This window comes from Pyxidicoccus sp. M6, assembly GCF_055568925.1.
The window spans coordinates 11,669,110-11,684,342 of sequence record NZ_CM145714.1; the positions used below are offsets into that span (position 1 = coordinate 11,669,110).

General features: G+C 68.1%; 11 protein-coding genes and 2 pseudogenes. 5 read left to right on the plus strand and 8 right to left on the minus strand.

Annotated elements, in window-relative coordinates:
* Window positions 1–160: 160 nt before the first annotated feature.
* On the minus strand, window positions 161–1,492 hold the full coding sequence (locus ACVTJA_RS45875; protein ID WP_465830343.1) for a Kelch repeat-containing protein: 1,332 nt from the start codon (window positions 1,490–1,492) through the stop codon (window positions 161–163).
* 98 nt (window positions 1,493–1,590) lie between these two features.
* On the opposite strand from ACVTJA_RS45875, the gene ACVTJA_RS45880 reads away from it, so the two are divergent.
* A complete protein-coding gene (locus ACVTJA_RS45880) occupies window positions 1,591–3,054 on the plus strand; it encodes an Ig-like domain-containing protein (protein WP_465830344.1) in 1,464 nt (487 codons plus the stop codon).
* A 77-nt stretch (window positions 3,055–3,131) separates the two neighbouring features.
* On the opposite strand, the pseudogene ACVTJA_RS45885 reads toward ACVTJA_RS45880, so the two are convergent.
* Window positions 3,132–3,341 (minus strand): annotated as a pseudogene (locus tag ACVTJA_RS45885) (ISL3 family transposase); the annotation flags it as partial.
* On the opposite strand from ACVTJA_RS45885, the pseudogene ACVTJA_RS45890 reads away from it, so the two are divergent.
* Window positions 3,332–3,994, plus strand: a pseudogene (locus tag ACVTJA_RS45890) (IS3 family transposase); the annotation flags it as partial. The pseudogenes ACVTJA_RS45885 and ACVTJA_RS45890 sit on opposite strands and share 10 nt — an antisense overlap.
* A gap of 45 nt (window positions 3,995–4,039) precedes the next feature.
* Here the strand turns inward: ACVTJA_RS45890 and ACVTJA_RS45895 are convergent.
* Both ACVTJA_RS45895 and ACVTJA_RS45900 read right to left on the minus strand, forming a co-directional pair.
* A complete protein-coding gene (locus ACVTJA_RS45895; RefSeq protein ID WP_465830345.1) occupies window positions 4,040–4,771 on the minus strand; it encodes a DUF2238 domain-containing protein in 732 nt (243 codons plus the stop codon).
* 20 nt (window positions 4,772–4,791) lie between these two features.
* Complete coding sequence (locus tag ACVTJA_RS45900) at window positions 4,792–5,337, minus strand: ester cyclase (RefSeq protein ID WP_465830347.1); 546 nt, start codon at window positions 5,335–5,337, stop codon at window positions 4,792–4,794.
* 368 nt (window positions 5,338–5,705) lie between these two features.
* Here ACVTJA_RS45900 and ACVTJA_RS45905 point away from each other — a divergent pair, with 368 nt between their 5' ends.
* Window positions 5,706–5,984, plus strand: coding sequence for a hypothetical protein (locus ACVTJA_RS45905; RefSeq protein ID WP_465830349.1), 279 nt, complete (start codon window positions 5,706–5,708; stop codon window positions 5,982–5,984).
* A 40-nt stretch (window positions 5,985–6,024) separates the two neighbouring features.
* Here ACVTJA_RS45905 and ACVTJA_RS45910 read toward each other — a convergent pair whose 3' ends face one another.
* Window positions 6,025–6,786: a lysostaphin resistance A-like protein gene (locus ACVTJA_RS45910; protein WP_465830350.1), complete on the minus strand. Its 762-nt coding sequence runs from the start codon at window positions 6,784–6,786 to the stop codon at window positions 6,025–6,027.
* Window positions 6,787–6,961: 175 nt separating this feature from the next.
* On the minus strand, window positions 6,962–8,260 hold the full coding sequence (locus tag ACVTJA_RS45915) for a hypothetical protein (RefSeq protein ID WP_465830351.1): 1,299 nt from the start codon (window positions 8,258–8,260) through the stop codon (window positions 6,962–6,964).
* Between the two features lie 247 nt (window positions 8,261–8,507).
* Here ACVTJA_RS45915 and ACVTJA_RS45920 point away from each other — a divergent pair, with 247 nt between their 5' ends.
* Both ACVTJA_RS45920 and ACVTJA_RS45925 read left to right on the plus strand, forming a co-directional pair.
* The gene (locus ACVTJA_RS45920; RefSeq protein ID WP_465830352.1) at window positions 8,508–10,016 is read left to right on the plus strand and encodes a S41 family peptidase; all 1,509 of its coding nucleotides are present in this window, start codon (window positions 8,508–8,510) and stop codon (window positions 10,014–10,016) included.
* A 193-nt stretch (window positions 10,017–10,209) separates the two neighbouring features.
* Window positions 10,210–11,400 (plus strand): zinc-dependent metalloprotease, encoded by a 1,191-nt coding sequence (locus ACVTJA_RS45925; protein WP_465830354.1) that lies wholly within the window; start codon window positions 10,210–10,212, stop codon window positions 11,398–11,400.
* Window positions 11,401–11,492: 92 nt separating this feature from the next.
* Here the strand turns inward: ACVTJA_RS45925 and ACVTJA_RS45930 are convergent, their stop codons facing one another.
* Window positions 11,493–12,266: a phytanoyl-CoA dioxygenase family protein gene (locus ACVTJA_RS45930; protein ID WP_465830355.1), complete on the minus strand. Its 774-nt coding sequence runs from the start codon at window positions 12,264–12,266 to the stop codon at window positions 11,493–11,495.
* Window positions 12,267–12,275: 9 nt separating this feature from the next.
* Window positions 12,276–15,086 (minus strand): serine/threonine-protein kinase, encoded by a 2,811-nt coding sequence (locus ACVTJA_RS45935; protein ID WP_465830357.1) that lies wholly within the window; start codon window positions 15,084–15,086, stop codon window positions 12,276–12,278.
* Window positions 15,087–15,233 lie beyond the last annotated feature (147 nt).

The window sequence follows — 15,233 nt, forward strand, 5'->3', positions numbered from 1 at the left end:
CAAGGCGACGGTGGGCATCAGCTGCCGGACGCGGTGTCGGCGACGGACTCCTCGGTGATTCCACCCAAGGCCCAGCCCGCAAGCTGACTCATGAGCGGCCCATCCACTCCACCGCCCCGAACAGCAGCGTCAGCAGGAAGCGCCCGGACCCCCACCGCGGTCACTTCTTCGGCCAGGACAGCTTCCAGAGATCGTTGAGGAACTCGCTCGCGCCGCCGTCAGACGTCGCCCCGCCGTTCAGGTAGAGCTCGTAGGCGACGGGCGTCTCTCGCACGAAAGAGATGCCTCCGACGCGAGCCGGGGGAACGGAGGAGGAGGGGGCGAGGGCCACCTCGGTCCATTGATTGTCTTCCATTGAGTAGAACCACAGCTCGTCGGAGAGGCTGTCGAAGCGCTGCCCCCCGAAGATGACCAGCCCGCCATGGGTGGTGTCGAAGAACGCCACGGCATTGTCGCGCGGCGAAGGGAGAGGGCCTGTCGGATGGAGTTGGGTCCACGTGAACGTATCGAGGCTCAGCGACCAGAGGTCGTTTTCGTAGTTCGTCGGACCGAAGAGCTCCCCGGCTGGCGTCGTGGGCCCCTGATCTGCCCCGAGGCGGTAGCCGCCAAAGACCAGCAGCGCTCGGCTGTTCGGATCGTACCCGCCGGCTGCCCAGGCGCGAGGCGCGGGCTTCTCACCGGACGTCGTGACAAGACGCCAGCCGGTGTCCTTGTCGTAGACGGCGACATCATTGCGAAGACCGGTGGACGTCGTGGCGAAGCGTGGAAGCGTGTTGCCCACACCGCCAAACGCATAGAAAGTCTTCTTGTTGGGATGGTCGGCGTCCGGGACTTCCACCACCAAGGCGGAGGAGCGGCGCACGGCGAACGGGACTCCCAGGTCTTCCGTAGGGACCTTCTCCCAGTGGTGACTCTGGACGTGGTAGGTCCACATCTCGGGGAACATCAGATCCGAGCCAGTCCGGAACCGGCCCCGCCCTCCCACGATGCTCACGCAGTTGCCGCACGGACCAGGGATCAGCATGGTGTCGGCCCGCGCGGCGGGGGTTTGCGGCGAGGCGAGGTTCGTCCACGTGGCCGTGGTGACGTCCAGGGAATAGAAGTCGTTGACGGGGAAATCGCTTGGGAAATTCCCGCGCTGGCCGCCAAAGCGATAGACGACCTCCGAGTCACCGCCCGAGCGGGCGAACGAGGCGCCAGCCTCCCAGAGCGCGGGCGGGATGTCTCCATGCTGCTGAACAGCCTCCCAGAACGGGGCCGTGCAGAGCGGCGCAGTATCCAGCATGGACGACTGAGCCCGTGCGTTCTGGGCGGCGCCCGCGAACCCCGGCTGCGAGGTCGTCTCGACGCCGCACGCGCTCAACACGAGCAGGGCCGCGAGACCGGAGCCGTGGCGAAGGATGGCAGTGCGGGGTTGATCGGAAGAGGTGAACGGTAGGAAGTCCTCACCCGGTAGTCGTTGAGGAGCTGCTTCAGCAGCGCGACCATCCATGGTCCTCGAGCCACCTCCGATAACGCACCCTGTAGGCACAAGGTCCAATATCCATGACCTGGCACGCTGAGTAGAGATGACCGCATCCGAAGACTCACATGAAAAACCCACCGATCTCACTTCTCGCCATCTGCTTGATGCTGGCCGTCACTGGCTGCCAGTGCTCTTCATCTTCATCAGACGATTTCTCGATCCGTGTCATCCTCGCGGAGACCCGCATCTCCGCGGGTACGAAGACCACCGCGAAGGCCCAGCGGGTCTATGACGATGGCCGCGTCGTCGACCTCGACGCCTCCACTTCACAGCAATGGACATCATCCGCTCCTCAAGTGGCCTCCGTCGAACCGCAACCGGACGGCACTGTCCAAGTGACAGCGCTCAAGCCCGGTAGCGCCATCCTCACCGTCAACGCGGACGAAGCCTCGGGCGAGGCAACTCTCGAGGTCACCGACGCTCGCCTCCTCTCGCTGCAGGTGTCACCCACCAGTGCCTCCGTGCCCGTGGGCAGCACGCAGCAGTTCACCGCCCAGGGCAGCTACAGCGACGGCACCACGGTCGACGTGACGAGCAGCGCGACGTGGACGACGAGCGACACCACCATTGCCACCGTGAGCGGCACGGGCCTGGGCACCGGCGTGGCCGGGGGTGGGCCCGTCACCCTCACCGCCACCCTGGGTGGCGTGAGCGGCACGGCTCAACTCAGCGTCACTGGGTGGACGTCCGCAGGGTCCATGTCCACGAGCCGCTACAACCACACCGCCACGCTGCTCGACTCGGGCCGGGTGCTCATCGCAGGGGGGCACAATGGGACGACCCACCTGAGCAGTGTGGAGGTGTACGATCCAGGTACCGACGCCTGGTATTACGCCGGTGACATGGCCAAGGGCCGCTACCATCACACCATCACGCGGCTCCCCTCGGGCAACGTGCTCGTCACCGGCGGCACCGATGGCAACAACGCTTTAGCCACTGTGGAGGTGTTCGAGCCGTTCACCAGCATCTGGTTTCCGGCCAGCCCCATGAGCACCGCCCGCGTCCACCACACCGCCACATTGCTCCCCTCGGGCAAGGTCCTCGTCTCGGGAGGGACCAATGCCTCCGGGAGCTTGAGCAGCGCCGAGGTGTACGACCCGGCCACCGATTCGTGGGCTCCAGCGGCCACCATGGTGACGAGCCATAGCCATCACGTGGCCACGCTGCTCTCCTCTGGCAAGGTGCTCATCTCAGGGGGGCAATCGCTCACCGGCCCCTCTTCCTCCGAGCTGTATGATCCAGACACCAACAGCTGGTCCGCGGCTGGAGCCATGGTCGAAGGCCGCTCCCGCCACACCGCCACGCTGCTCGCTTCGGGCCAGGTGCTCGTCGCGGGGGGCGGCGGCAGCAGTTCTGACAACACCGCGGAGTTGTACAGCTCAGCCACCTCTTCCTGGTCCGCAACCGCCTCCATGGCCGCGTCCCGCGGAGCTCACACCGCGACGCTGCTGACCTCAGGCAGGGTTCTCGTCGTGGGTGGCGAAGATGGCACCCAGCCCCTTGCCACGACGGAGGTGTACTTGCCCTGAGGAGAGACGATCTGCGGAGTGCGCCAGGCCTGGCCTGGCCTGGCCAGGTTCGAACGCATCTGGGGGCGCCCGCACCGCAACCTGGCTCCTGCCTCCGCACCGGCTGTAATGGCCACAGAGCACTGGGCCCTGGCCAGTCGCCGCGTCCGTCGGGCTCGTGAGGGCAACAAGCGAGGCAGCCGCTCCGCGAAGGTGCGGCGTGGACATTGAGCATTTCGACAGCGAAAGCGGCGCACTCGCCACTCCAGCTTCACGGCTCTGCCGGCGCAGGGCAGGTCGGCTGGGCGCCCGGGGCCGTCGCGTCTCCGAGAAGCGCGTCGCGCGCCTCATGCGGCAGGAGGGCCTGGCGGCTCGCCGAAGACGCCCCTTCGTGCGGACCACCGATAGCCGGCACGCCCATCCGGTTGCTCCCAACGTCGTGGCTCGTGACTTCCGGCCTCCGGGACCCAACCGTACCTGGGCGGGCGATATCAGCTACATCTGGACCTCCGAGGGCTGGCTCTACCTGGCCGTGGTGCTGGACCTCTTCAGCCGCCGCGTCGTGGGCTGGAGCATGGCAGGACGCATTGACCGGCACCTTGTCCTCGGCGCTCTCGATATGGCGCTCGCGGCGCGGGCGGCTCCTGCACTGCATCACTCCGACAGGGGTAGTCAGTACGCGAGCGAGGACTACCGAGAGCGGCTGGCAGAGTGCGGCATTGCCTGCTCGATGAGCCGCAAGGGCAACTGCTGGGACAACGCCGTGGTGGAGAGCTTCTTCAGCAGTATGAAGATGGAACTCGTCTACACACGCAGCTTCCGAACGCGCGAGGAGGCGAAGCTCGCGCTGTTCGAGTTCATTGAGGTGTTCTACAACCGCAGGCGCCGTCACTCCTCACTCGGCTACGTCAGCCCTGCCGAGTACGAGCGAACGGCTGAGGTGCAGAGGCAGGCAGCGTAGTCAACCTGTCCACCGAAGCGGGTGACACTCACTCGATTCCGGCGCTCAGGTGACGCGGGCGCGCGTCACCAACTTCTCCACACTGCGAAGATGGACCCGGCCGAAGACGACCATGGCCACCGTGGCACCACACAGCGCCAGGAACATGTCCCACTGCGCGTCCCAGATGTCGCCCTGCGTGCCGAGGAACTTGTCTCCACCCTCGGGGTCCAGCAGCAGCGCGGCCCACCACTCGAGCAGCTCGTAGAACGCGCTGATGGCCAGCGCCACCGAGCCGGTGAGGAAGTTCAGCCAGCCGCCCCGGCGCAGCGGAGTCCGCCGCAGCAAGACCTCGCGGATGATGAACGCGGGGAAGAAGCCCTGCACGAAGTGGCCCAGCCGGTCATACGGGTTGCGCATCAACCCGAACGCGTCGCGCGCCCAGTTGCCCAGCGGCGTCAGCGCGTAGGTGTAGTAGCCACCGTAGGTGAGCACCAGGACGTGCAGGAAGACGCAGACGTAGACCCAGCGCGACATGGGGAAGCGGCGGAAGGAGGCGGCCAGCACGACCATGCCCACCAGCCCCGGCCCCGTCTCCAGCAGCCAGTTGAGCCGCCCAGCCGGACTGAAGACGAGGGTGAGCAGCAGGATGGGCGCCAGCACTCCGGCGAGCAGGAGCGGAAAGCGCGCCTCCTCCCGGGTGCCTCGAACGGGAGGGAAGACGGACGCGAAGGCTGGCGAGGACACCGCGGCTTCGGTGGAGGACTCGGGAGTCATGCGGGCGGCGGACGGCTGCAAGGTGGGCCTCGTCAAAGCGCTCAGCTCTCGAATGTAGGCGGAGTGGTGTGGACGAGGGCCGGAGCAGGCTCATTGCCTGACATGGCCAGGAGGCCCTTGAGGCACCTGGCGGCGAGGAGCCAGCTCTTCGGGTTCTTCATGTCGAGGCCTCCGACGAGCTGCTTGAGCATGCTGAGCGTGTCGAAGTAGACGCGCTCGCACACCAGCGTCTCGTTCGCGTCGAAGATGAAGTACGCGGTCATCCGCACCCGGAACCGGCTGCCCGTCGGAGGAATGGCGCCCAATGGGCCGAGGTGGGTGCCCTTCAGCCAGAACTCGACGATGACGGCGTCGTCGCTGTGGCGCAGCGCGATGATTTCGTGGTGCTGGTCGGGGAAGGCGACGCGCGTCTCGCGGTAGTAGTCGCGGACCTTCGCGTCACCGTCGTGGACGGTCATGGTCGGGACCAGCTCGTAGTGCGGGTGCGGAAAGGTCGAGAGGACATCGTCCCAGTCCTGCCTGACCTCGTTGTGGAAGTGGTCCAGGACCAGCTTCTGTCGTGCCTTGCGGACCTGCTCTGTCGTCACACATGCCTCCTCTCGGGCCGAGGGTTGCCCGAGGCTACTCGCGTCCAGGCAGGCACGACACTGGGGTTGCACGAGGAGGCAATTGCGGCCGGGGGCGAAGGCGGGCATTGCTCAGCCTGGCGAGAGACCGTTGTTCCCGGATTGCAGAAGCAACCTCGACGCGAACTTTTGGGACGGCCGGGGGCCTCGGACCTCTTTTCGCATCCAGAACGCCTGACGGCATTGGGTGGCGTTCCCCCGAGGACCCCATGGCTCCAGACAAGCGGGACCCATCCACCTCTCATGCAGAATTCCAGCGTTCTGTGAGAGGGCGTACCGAGGCTCCGTCTGGGGATGAACAGGCGAAGCTCGGCACACGGGTCGTTCAGATGGAGCTGGAGGAGGCATTCCTCGCGCTGGACACACTCCTGCAGATGCTGGAGCAGAAGTCCGACGACGAGGGGCACGACCTCGTCGAGCCGTCCGCGGAGGCGCGGGACAGCGCGAATGCGCAGCGGGAGTGCGACTACTTCCTGCTGTCCACCCTGAAAGAGGCGCTGCGGGAGGACGGCAGCGACGCGGAGGTGGGCCTGGGTGACACCGCCCGGCAAGGGCACGACGCGGAGGGCCCAGCCCAGCTCGTCCCGGGTTGCTGGCGGAAGAAGTGATGGCCGCGGATGTGTCACTCCCAGAGCCGGGCTCCGCACCTCACGCCGGAGCGGGAACCCGCGCGCCGGCGGGGTGGGACGCCGCGCCCTCGCGGTGCATCCACCACGCGAAGAGCGCACCCACCAGCGCCGTCGTCCCCAGGCTCACGGCCATCTGAGTGCCCCACGCCGCCGTGCCGGTGACGATGAAGCCCGCGGCCAGGGTGTTGTTGGCGCCGTGGGCCATGGCCGCCGGCCACACGCTGCCCGTGCGGCGCGTGAGCCAGGCGAACGGGAAGGAGATGGCCACGGTGAAGAGCTGGAAGAACACCAGCGCGTTGAGCACCGGGTGCTCCGCGTCGTTGTAGCCCGCCAGGTTCACCACCAGGTGCCAGAAGCCCCAGAGGAGCCCCACCCCCACCGTGCCGCGCACCGCGCCGAAGCGCCGCTCCATCTCCGGCTGGAGCACCCCGCGCCAGCCCAGCTCCTCTCCGAGGCCGCCGACGACGCCGCTCACCAGCGAGCCCAGCGTGACGGACAGCAGGAGGTTGAGCGCGAAGTAGCCGAAGCCCTGCGGCCCCACCCCGAGCACCATCGCCACCTGATGGACGGCCACGAGGCCGCTGCCGTCCGGGGCCCGCTCGAACATGGCCTCGTTCCACCGCGCCGCCCCCATGAGCGCCAGTCCCAGCCGCTCCAGCAGGATGAAGGACCACCCCACGCCCAGCGCCGCCACCACGTAGCCCCACCGGCAGCGGCGCAGCACCGCCTTCGCCCGCGCACGCGCCGCACCGCTGGAGACGAGCGCCGCAACCGTGGGCACCCACATCGTCAGGAAGAGCAGCCCCCGCCCCTCCCCCTCGGCCCGTCCCGCGCGGCCAGCCACTGCAGCGGCGCCGCCAGGAGGAAGACCACAGCGAGAAAGCGCCACAACTGTCGGTTCGTCATGCCCTTGCTCTCCATGAGACCTTGCATTGCGAGGGGGCAGTGATGCGGACTTACTCCTTCGAGCTCACCTGGCCCTCACCGCGGTACGGCGCCCAGGGCTTCGCGCGTCGCTCGACGTCGGCCAGGTTCAGCCGGACGAAGTCCCGCCCGCGCCCGACCTCGATGCCCACCCACAGCACCTCGGGGTCCGGCAGGTAGATGCCGACGCCGGCCCACTCCGAGCGTCGCGCGAGGAGCAGCTCGAGGCTGTAAGCGAGCGGCGTCCGCGTCGGGTCCCGAAAGAAGAGCAGCAGGGAGTCGCCCCAGTGCAACCAGAGCCGGCCATCCTTGCGCTCACCGACGGCGTACACCTTCTGGTTCCACTCGTCCGGATGCGTCGACGCCGGCAGCGTGATGACCTGCTCCGTTCCGTCCGGCTGGTGGCGGCGAATCGTCAGGCTCTCCGCTTCGCGCACCACCATCTGGAGCACGTCACCGCTCTTCGTCGCGCGCAACTCCTCGTCGTACTGGAACTTCGGGAACGGCCGGACCTCCGGCTTCGGGTCGCCGCGACGCCAGCGGAGCAGTGCCCGTTCGTTGCGGCCGGTGTCGAGCTCCAGGACGAAAAGCTCATCTCCGCTGCCCCACACCATCTGCGCGTTGCCGATGGGTGTCCGCGCACCGTCGACGAGGACCGTCTTGCGCACACCGTCGGGGGTGAGCTCGAGGGCGAACAGCTCCGCGACAGGGGCACACGTACGGACCTCACACGCCTGCCGCCCCGGGTTGCGAGGCATCAGGTACAGCGCCACGTCCCGCGTCATCTGTAGCTGGACCGCACCATCAACGGTGTACAGCAGCTCGGGCACGCCCTTTCCGTCGAGAGGAACGCGGTACGCCGCGCCGAGATCGATTTGGTTTCGCCGACGTCCCTCCATGTGGACCAGCGCGTCGCGTCCGCCGGGAAGGAACGCGAGGAACTCCACCTGGAAGCTGGTGACTTCCGGGGAGGGAGGCCGCGGCTTCGGGAGCGTCACGTGCCTCTTCGTCGCTCGCGTGAAGTAGTGCACCCACGGGTCTTCCTCCCAGGCCGCCAGCACCTCGCCGGCCTCGTTCGCGGCCACCCGGTAGAGGTTGTCGCCGGGTTGGCGGTGCAGCACCTCGAATGTGCGCCCGCCCTTCCTCAGGACCCGAAGCATGGAGCCCCCCAGAGAGAGGAACCCACCGTCCGACATCAACTGGGGCGCGACCAGCCCGTGCAGGCGCGCCGGAGTGTCGATGAGCCTCTGGCGGGAGTCGACGCCCTCGGCGCGCGCCACCACCGCCACGAGGGTCAGCGCCACCAGCGCACTGCTCGTTCGAACGGCCACAGGGCCCCCTTCCATGTCGGATGAATGGATGAACCGACGTGCTCGCCCGGCCGTTTATTCACCACCGGTTCCGTGTTTCTTCCCACATGCCGCACACGGCCAGGAAAAGCCCAGGAGACACAGGCTCGCGTGAGCTCACACGCGTGCCTTGACTCCCTACCTGCGCGTCGTTCCGTCGTTGCTCGCCCCGGAAGGGTACTGGTAACTCTGTGGCAATATCTGGCTATTGCCTGGGAGCGCCACGAACGTGCCAATCCTGATGCGGGTTCATCGGCTCGCCGCGGTCCTGTTCCCGGTGCTGCTGCTGGCGACGGGCGCAGTGGCTGGCCCCGGTGACGTGCCGACCGCGCTTTCGCACGCGCAGGCGCGGGATGACCTGGAGCTCGCCATCGCGGCGCTCGAAGCCGCACTGCCGGATATCCACTGGCATCAATCACCGGCACAGTGGCAACAAGCCAAGACGCAGGCTCGCGCCGGGCTTGCCTCGGTGGATGACGCCCGCTCGTTCTACGCACTGCTGCGCCACCTGGTGAGCCACGTCGGCGAAGGTCACCTGACACTGGAGCGAAGCGAGGCGCTCATCCAGCAGGAGCGCGACGCGGGCCGGTTCTTCCCGCTCGACCTTCATTTCAGCGACGAGGGCATCTTCGTCATCCGTGGACATGGCGATGCGGCCGACATCCCGCTCGGCACCCGGTTGCTGTCCATCAACGACGAGGACGAGATGGCACTGCTTCGCGAGGCCATGGTGGCGGATGGCACTGACGGGCACATCCCGACCGAAGCGATGCGGAGCGCGAGTGGCCGCGGCTATGCCCTGTTCCGCTACCGGCTGCGCGGGCCGGAGAGCGCCTTTCGTCTGCGCTTGCGCACGGCGGAGGGAGCCGAGGTCCTCCGCACTGTCGAGCCGGTACCTCATGCCGCACGGCCCGCGTCCGCTCGTGACGACGCGCCGTCGCGGCCAGAGCTGCAATGGGTGGACGGCGACATCGCCTATCTCGCGGTGCCGACCTTCAGCAACAAGCGGATGCGTGCCGCCGGCATCGACTATGCCGCCACAATCCAGGCCCTCTTTGAGCAGCTCGAGCGTCAGCGTCCGAAGGCGTTGATTCTCGACCTGCGTGAGAATGGCGGCGGGTCGGAGGGCAACGAGACGCTGCTCTTCTCGCACCTCGTCACCGCGCCGCTCCGGCGCTATGCGGCGGTGGAGGCACGTGGACCTCTCATCTCCGTGAGCGGGCCGGATGGCCAGCGCTACGAGACCGAGGTCTACGACGCGGAGGAGATGCAGGCGCAGCGGCGCGGGCCGCGCGGACTCCTGTCGCGACGCAATCAGCCGCCCGAAGGGCTGATGTCTCACTGGTCGCCCGTTGCGTCTGTCTACAAAGGCCGGCTCATCGTGCTCGCTGGCGGCAACACCTTCTCCGGAGCGGCCGAGCTCGCCTCCATGTTGTTCCACACGCGTCGCGCCGTCTTCGTCGGGGAAGAGGTCGGCGGTGGGGACGCCGGCAACACCAGCGGCTACAAATGGCAGCTCACCTTACCCAATTCAGGTCTTCGTCTGGGCGTGCCGTTGCTGCGCTTCCGCTTCAACTGGCAGCCGGTTCGGCCGGGCCGTGGTGTCTTCCCGCACTGTCCCGTACCGCCGCGAGTCGAGGAGCTCAGCCAGACTCGCGATGCGGCGTGGCGGGTGGCGGTCCAACTGGCGGCCGGGGACTGGTCCACGCCCCGAGGAATCCGCTGCCCGGCGCCGTGACGTTCGGGCACTGAACCGGCTCCACGTCTCCGCGGGAGCGCCGGTCGCATCAGCCGACCTCTACGTAGAAACCCTGACGTGCCCTTGCTTGTAGCGGCTTCTCTCAGTCGACTAGCTTGTGCACCTGTCACTGGATTGCTCGCCGAGAAGCGGCAGCGCCGGAGATACAGGTCCGACACAAATGAGGGTATCCATGCTTGCAAGAAGTCTCGTACTCGTTGCGGGATGTGTTGCGCTGGTGTTCGGGTGTGCCGAGCCACCCGATGAGACGACGCAGGAGATTGTCAGCAATCTGGTCCAGGCCGGGTTCCCGGAAGACGACGTCATGGTCGTCGACGGGAAGGTCTACGTCGGACGGGACGCCGAGGTGACCCTCGCCGCGTCACGCGAGCTGCTCGCGACCGGTGAGACCACCGAGGAGCAATACCGCACCACCAACCTCATCAGCACGTCGCTGACGAAGATCTGCATCAACGGCTCGACGTTCACCGGCGCATTCAGCACGGCGCTCGACCTGGCCATCCAGAACTACGACGAGCTGCCGCTCTCCTTCGCCATGGCGCGGACGCCGAGCACCGGCTGCAGCTTCACCATCAACGGGGTCATCCAGCCGGGCGTGGTCGGAGGCTCGGCCGGGTTCCCGTCGGGCGGCCTGCCCTACAACACCATCAACATCGGTGGCGGGCTCTCCTCGTACAGCGTCGACGTCATCGAGCACGTCATCACGCACGAGATTGGCCACACCCTCGGGTTCCGCCACTCGGACTACTACAACCGCAGCATCAGCTGCGGCAGCGGCGGCAACGAAGGCGACTCCGGTGTCGGCGCGATTCACATCCCGGGCACGCCGACCACGGCGGTCGTCGGCGGCTCGCTCATGAACTCCTGCTTCCGCTCAGTCGAGTCGGGCGAGTTCTCCTCCAGCGACCTGGTCGCGCTGAGGACGTTGTACACGCCGGTGCAAGGCGAATGGCGGTGGTGCCACAAGTGCCAGGGGCTGTTCTACGGTGGCAACTCCACCTCCAGGTGTCCGGCCGGGGGAGCGCATGAGAACGCCGGGAGCTCCAACTACCATCTCGTGCACGACGTCTCCCCGACGGCCGGGTTGCAGGGTGGCTGGCGGTGGTGCAACAAGTGTCAGGGGTTGTTCTACGGCGGCAACAGTAGCTCCGCCTGCCCTTCGGGCGGCGCCCACGACGGCAGCGTCAGCTACGACTACCACCTGATCCATAGCACGGGAGGTGCTGCCGACCTGCAGACGGGCTGGAGATGGTGCAACAAGTGTCAGGGCCTCTTCTACGGCGGAAATCCCGGCTCGGCGTGTCCGGCGGGCGGCGCCCACGACGGCAGCGTCAGCTACGACTACAACTTGATCTTCCGCTGACCTGCCGCTCCTTCACGGATTCAAGTCCCGTCTGGGACACTGAAGACCGAGGCCGGAAGTTGCTGGAGACAGCGGCTTCCGGCCTTGATGTTTCAAGACGCCGTCAGTGCGAGCCGGATGGCGCGCTCCACGGGTGAGCCGTCCTCACGGTCGAGTTGGAAGGGCTGCTTGGGGAACAGTGGCGGCTGCGCCATGAACTTCGGCCTCGTCCCATGGTGCGGCTGCGCGGCGTGCACCAGGAAGGGATGACAGAGATAGACCGTGCCCGCCTCTCCCGTGGCGAACGCGACGGGACACCCCTCCGTGGCGCTCAGCTTCCCGGCCAGCTCCATGAACGACAGGCCCGCTTCACCCTCCGGCTCCAACAGCCGGGCCACATGACGGTGCGAGCCCACTCGGATGCGCGTGGGAGCGTCATCCTCTCCCACGTCGGAGAAGAGGAAGAGCATCAGCAGCGCGCGGCCCCGCGAGGCCACATTCACGCGCCAGTCGAAGAACGACGCGGGGTCCTTCCCCGGGAAGCTCGCATCGACGTGCCAGCCGTCGTCTCCAGGCGCCTCGGTGCTCGGGAAGCGGATGGGGAATGAACCGAGGCTGAAGCGGGGTGCCCAACGTCCGGCTCCTACGAGCCTGTCGAATGCCGCATGAAGCCGGGGCGTGTTCGCCGCGAGCCGGAAAGGCTCCTGGGTGTATTCACCCAGCCGGATGACGGGGCGCGTCCACGTACTGGGGTCATCCGGCGCGCAGCCCGTGTCACTCCAGAGGATGTCTCGAACCTCTTTCGCCAACTCCGACGAGAAGGCCCCGTCGATTCGGATGAAGCCGTCTTCGATGAACCGTTCGACCTGCGCTTCCGAAAGCTCCACCTTCTGCTCCTATTTGCGCCGCTTCCGCTCCACGCGCGCGGGCTTCTTCGCCGCCTTCGAGGGCTTCACCGTCCCCTCCGGCGGCAGCGACTCCAGCCACGTTTGGACGGCCTGCGCGCGCGATTCCCGACCGGACGCCTTGAAATGGTCCCCGGCCCGAGTCGCCTCCGTCCGCGCCTCGCCGGACTGGCCTTCCTTGTACAGGGCCTGCGCCAGCGCGAAGCCGGACTCCCCCAGCGAGTCCTCCTGCGCGCTCGCGAAGGTGACCGCCTGGCGCAGCGGCTCCACCGCCTCGCGCGTGCGCCCCAGTCCCAGCAGCGCCTGCCCCACTCCATCGTAGGAGTAGTGCAATTCCTCGTCCCCGGGTTCCAGGTGCTGGCGCTTCACCTTCAGCGCTTCCTCGTAGACCTTCAGCGCCTCCTCGTAGCGCTTCAGCCCAAGCAGGCCCATTCCCTCCTCGTCCAGCGCCTCCGCCACCTTCAGGTGGTCATTGCCCAACAGCTCGCGGTGGATGGCCACGGACGCCCGCGCATGCTCCAACGCTCCGGTGAAGTCTCCCTGCTCTCGCAGCGCCATGGACAGCGCCTGATGTCGCCGCGCCACGTCCAGGTGCTTCGGCCCCACCGCCGCTTCCGTCTGGTGCAGCGCATCCTCCAGCACCTTCGCCGCCTCCGCGTACGCGCCCGACTCCAGCAGCGTGCGGCCCAGCGTGAAGGCGACGCGCGCCCGCTTGGGGTGCCCCGGCTCCAGCGTCTTCGTCAGCAGCGCGTTCGCCTCCTGCAACTGCGCTCGCGCCTCCTCGGGCCTCTCCTGCATCAGCGAGAGATTGGCTCCATTCACGAGCAAGTCACTCTCCAGCACCGCGTCGCCCCCGAGCCGCTGCAGCGTCGCCTTCCCCAGCCGCGCCCACCGCGTGGCCAGGTCGAACCGCTCCCGCTCGCCCTCCACGAAGAGCAGCTTGTTGAGCACGGCGACCTCCAGCCGGTCCGCTCGCCCCGCCTCCGCGTCGAACACCGCCTGCTCCAACAACCCCGCGCCCTGCTCCTTCTGCCCCTGCAGCGACTGGAGCCACCCGAGGTGGAAGCGCAGCTCCGCCATCAGCGGCAGGTAGCCCGTGGCCACCACCAGCGGCTCCAGCACTCGCGCCTTCTCCAGCGCCTGCGGCTGACGGCTCGTGTCCAGCAGCGCCTTCACCTCCGACAGTCTTCCCTCCAGCGCCTCCAATTCCGCGCGCTTCATCGGGTCCGCCGGACGCGGCTGCTGCTCGGACAGCGCCTCCACGTCCGCGCAGTCCTGCGGCGACGGCAGCGCGTACGCCGCGTCCAGCGCCTTCTCAACGCCGGACTTCTCCACGCTCGCCAGCGCGCCCACCAGCGCTCGCAAGTCCTTGTGCCGCCGCTCCAGGCACACCACGCGCTGGGACAGCAGGGCTTCCGTCTGCTGTGCCCGCACCCGCGTGGCCTCGCAGGCCTCGGTGTGCTGCCGCGCCCAGGCGCTCGCGTACGCGTCCAGCACGCCGCTCACGCGCGTCGCCATGTCCGCCGCGACGGGACTGCCCGTGGCCTCGAAGGCCGCCGTCATGCGCTGCCGGGCCTCGGGGCCCCAGGCGTCCGCGAGCAGCCCCTCCGCCCCCGCGCACACCCGCGACTGCCACCACGCTCCGCCGCCCACCGCGGCCGCCAGTGCCACCACGGCCACCGCCCCACCACCGAGCCGGCGCCGCCGCGCGAGGTGCTTCTCCTGCGAAAGGGCCTCCAGCAGCTCGCCCATGGAGGCGAAGCGGTCCTCCGCCTCCAGCGCCAGCCCGCGCATCACCGCGCGCCTCACCCACGCGGGCACCTTCGCGTCGCGCGGTGGCTCCTGGATGAGGTCCGGCGGCAGCGCGGGGGTTGCCGCATCCCCCTTCGCGCCCGCGGAGAGCCTCCGTGCCTTCGACTTCGCGGCCCGCGAGAGCACGTCCGGGTCGAACGGCCGCGTCCCGTACAGCGCCCGGTACAGCGCCGCGCAGAAGCTGAACTGGTCGCTGCGCGCGTCCACCGCGTCGCCCCGGAACTGCTCCGGCGACATGAAGGGCGGCGTGCCCAGCACCACGCCCGCCTGCGTGAGCGGCTCGAACAACTTCCCCGAGCCCTCGGACACCGGCGATGGCAACTCCGGCGGCCCGTCCTCGCGCCCGGGGTTGCCCACCGGCCGGGCCAGGCCGAAATCGGTGACGAAGACGCGGCCGTCTCGCCCCACCAGCACGTTGGTGGGCTTGAAGTCGCGGTGCACCAGCCCCGCCGCGTGCGCTGCCTCGAGGCCCCGGCCCGCGGACAGGTACGTCTCCAACGTCTCCCGCCACGAGCGCGGCTTCGCCTGCTGCCAGTCTCGCAGCGTGCCGCCCTCCACCAGCTCCATGGTGACGAAGACCTGCTCCTCCCACTCGCCCACGTCGAAGACGGGGATGACGTTGGGATGGGAGACGCGCGCCATGGCCTGCGCCTCGCGCAACAGGCGTGTACGGCCCGCCTCCAGGTCCGTGTCCGCGCTCGTCACGCGGAGCAGCTTGAGCGCCACCTTCCGGTCCAGGTCCGGGTCATAGGCCGCGTACACCACGCCCATGCCGCCCTGCCCCAGCACCTTCAGCGGAATGAAGCGCCCCACCCGTCCGCCGAGCGACTTCGCCGACCGCGAGGGCAATGGGGCCGCGTCGCGCCCGGTGTTCGGCCTCGACACCGGAGCCACGCTGCGAGGCGGTGAGGCCCCGTCGTCCGACGTCACCTTCGTCGAATGCTCCGGTCCGGTTCCAGGCTCGGCGCCCGTGTCATCTCGGTCGACCATGTGGCCAGTCTAGCGGCGAAGTCGGGGAGTGCCTGCTTCCAGCCATACATGTGTCACCTGCCCCGCAGGCGTATGGGTTATCCGCTATCCGCCGAAAGGCTGACACTCGGTCCCGATTTATTCGGCAACCTGTGGAAATCCGGTTCG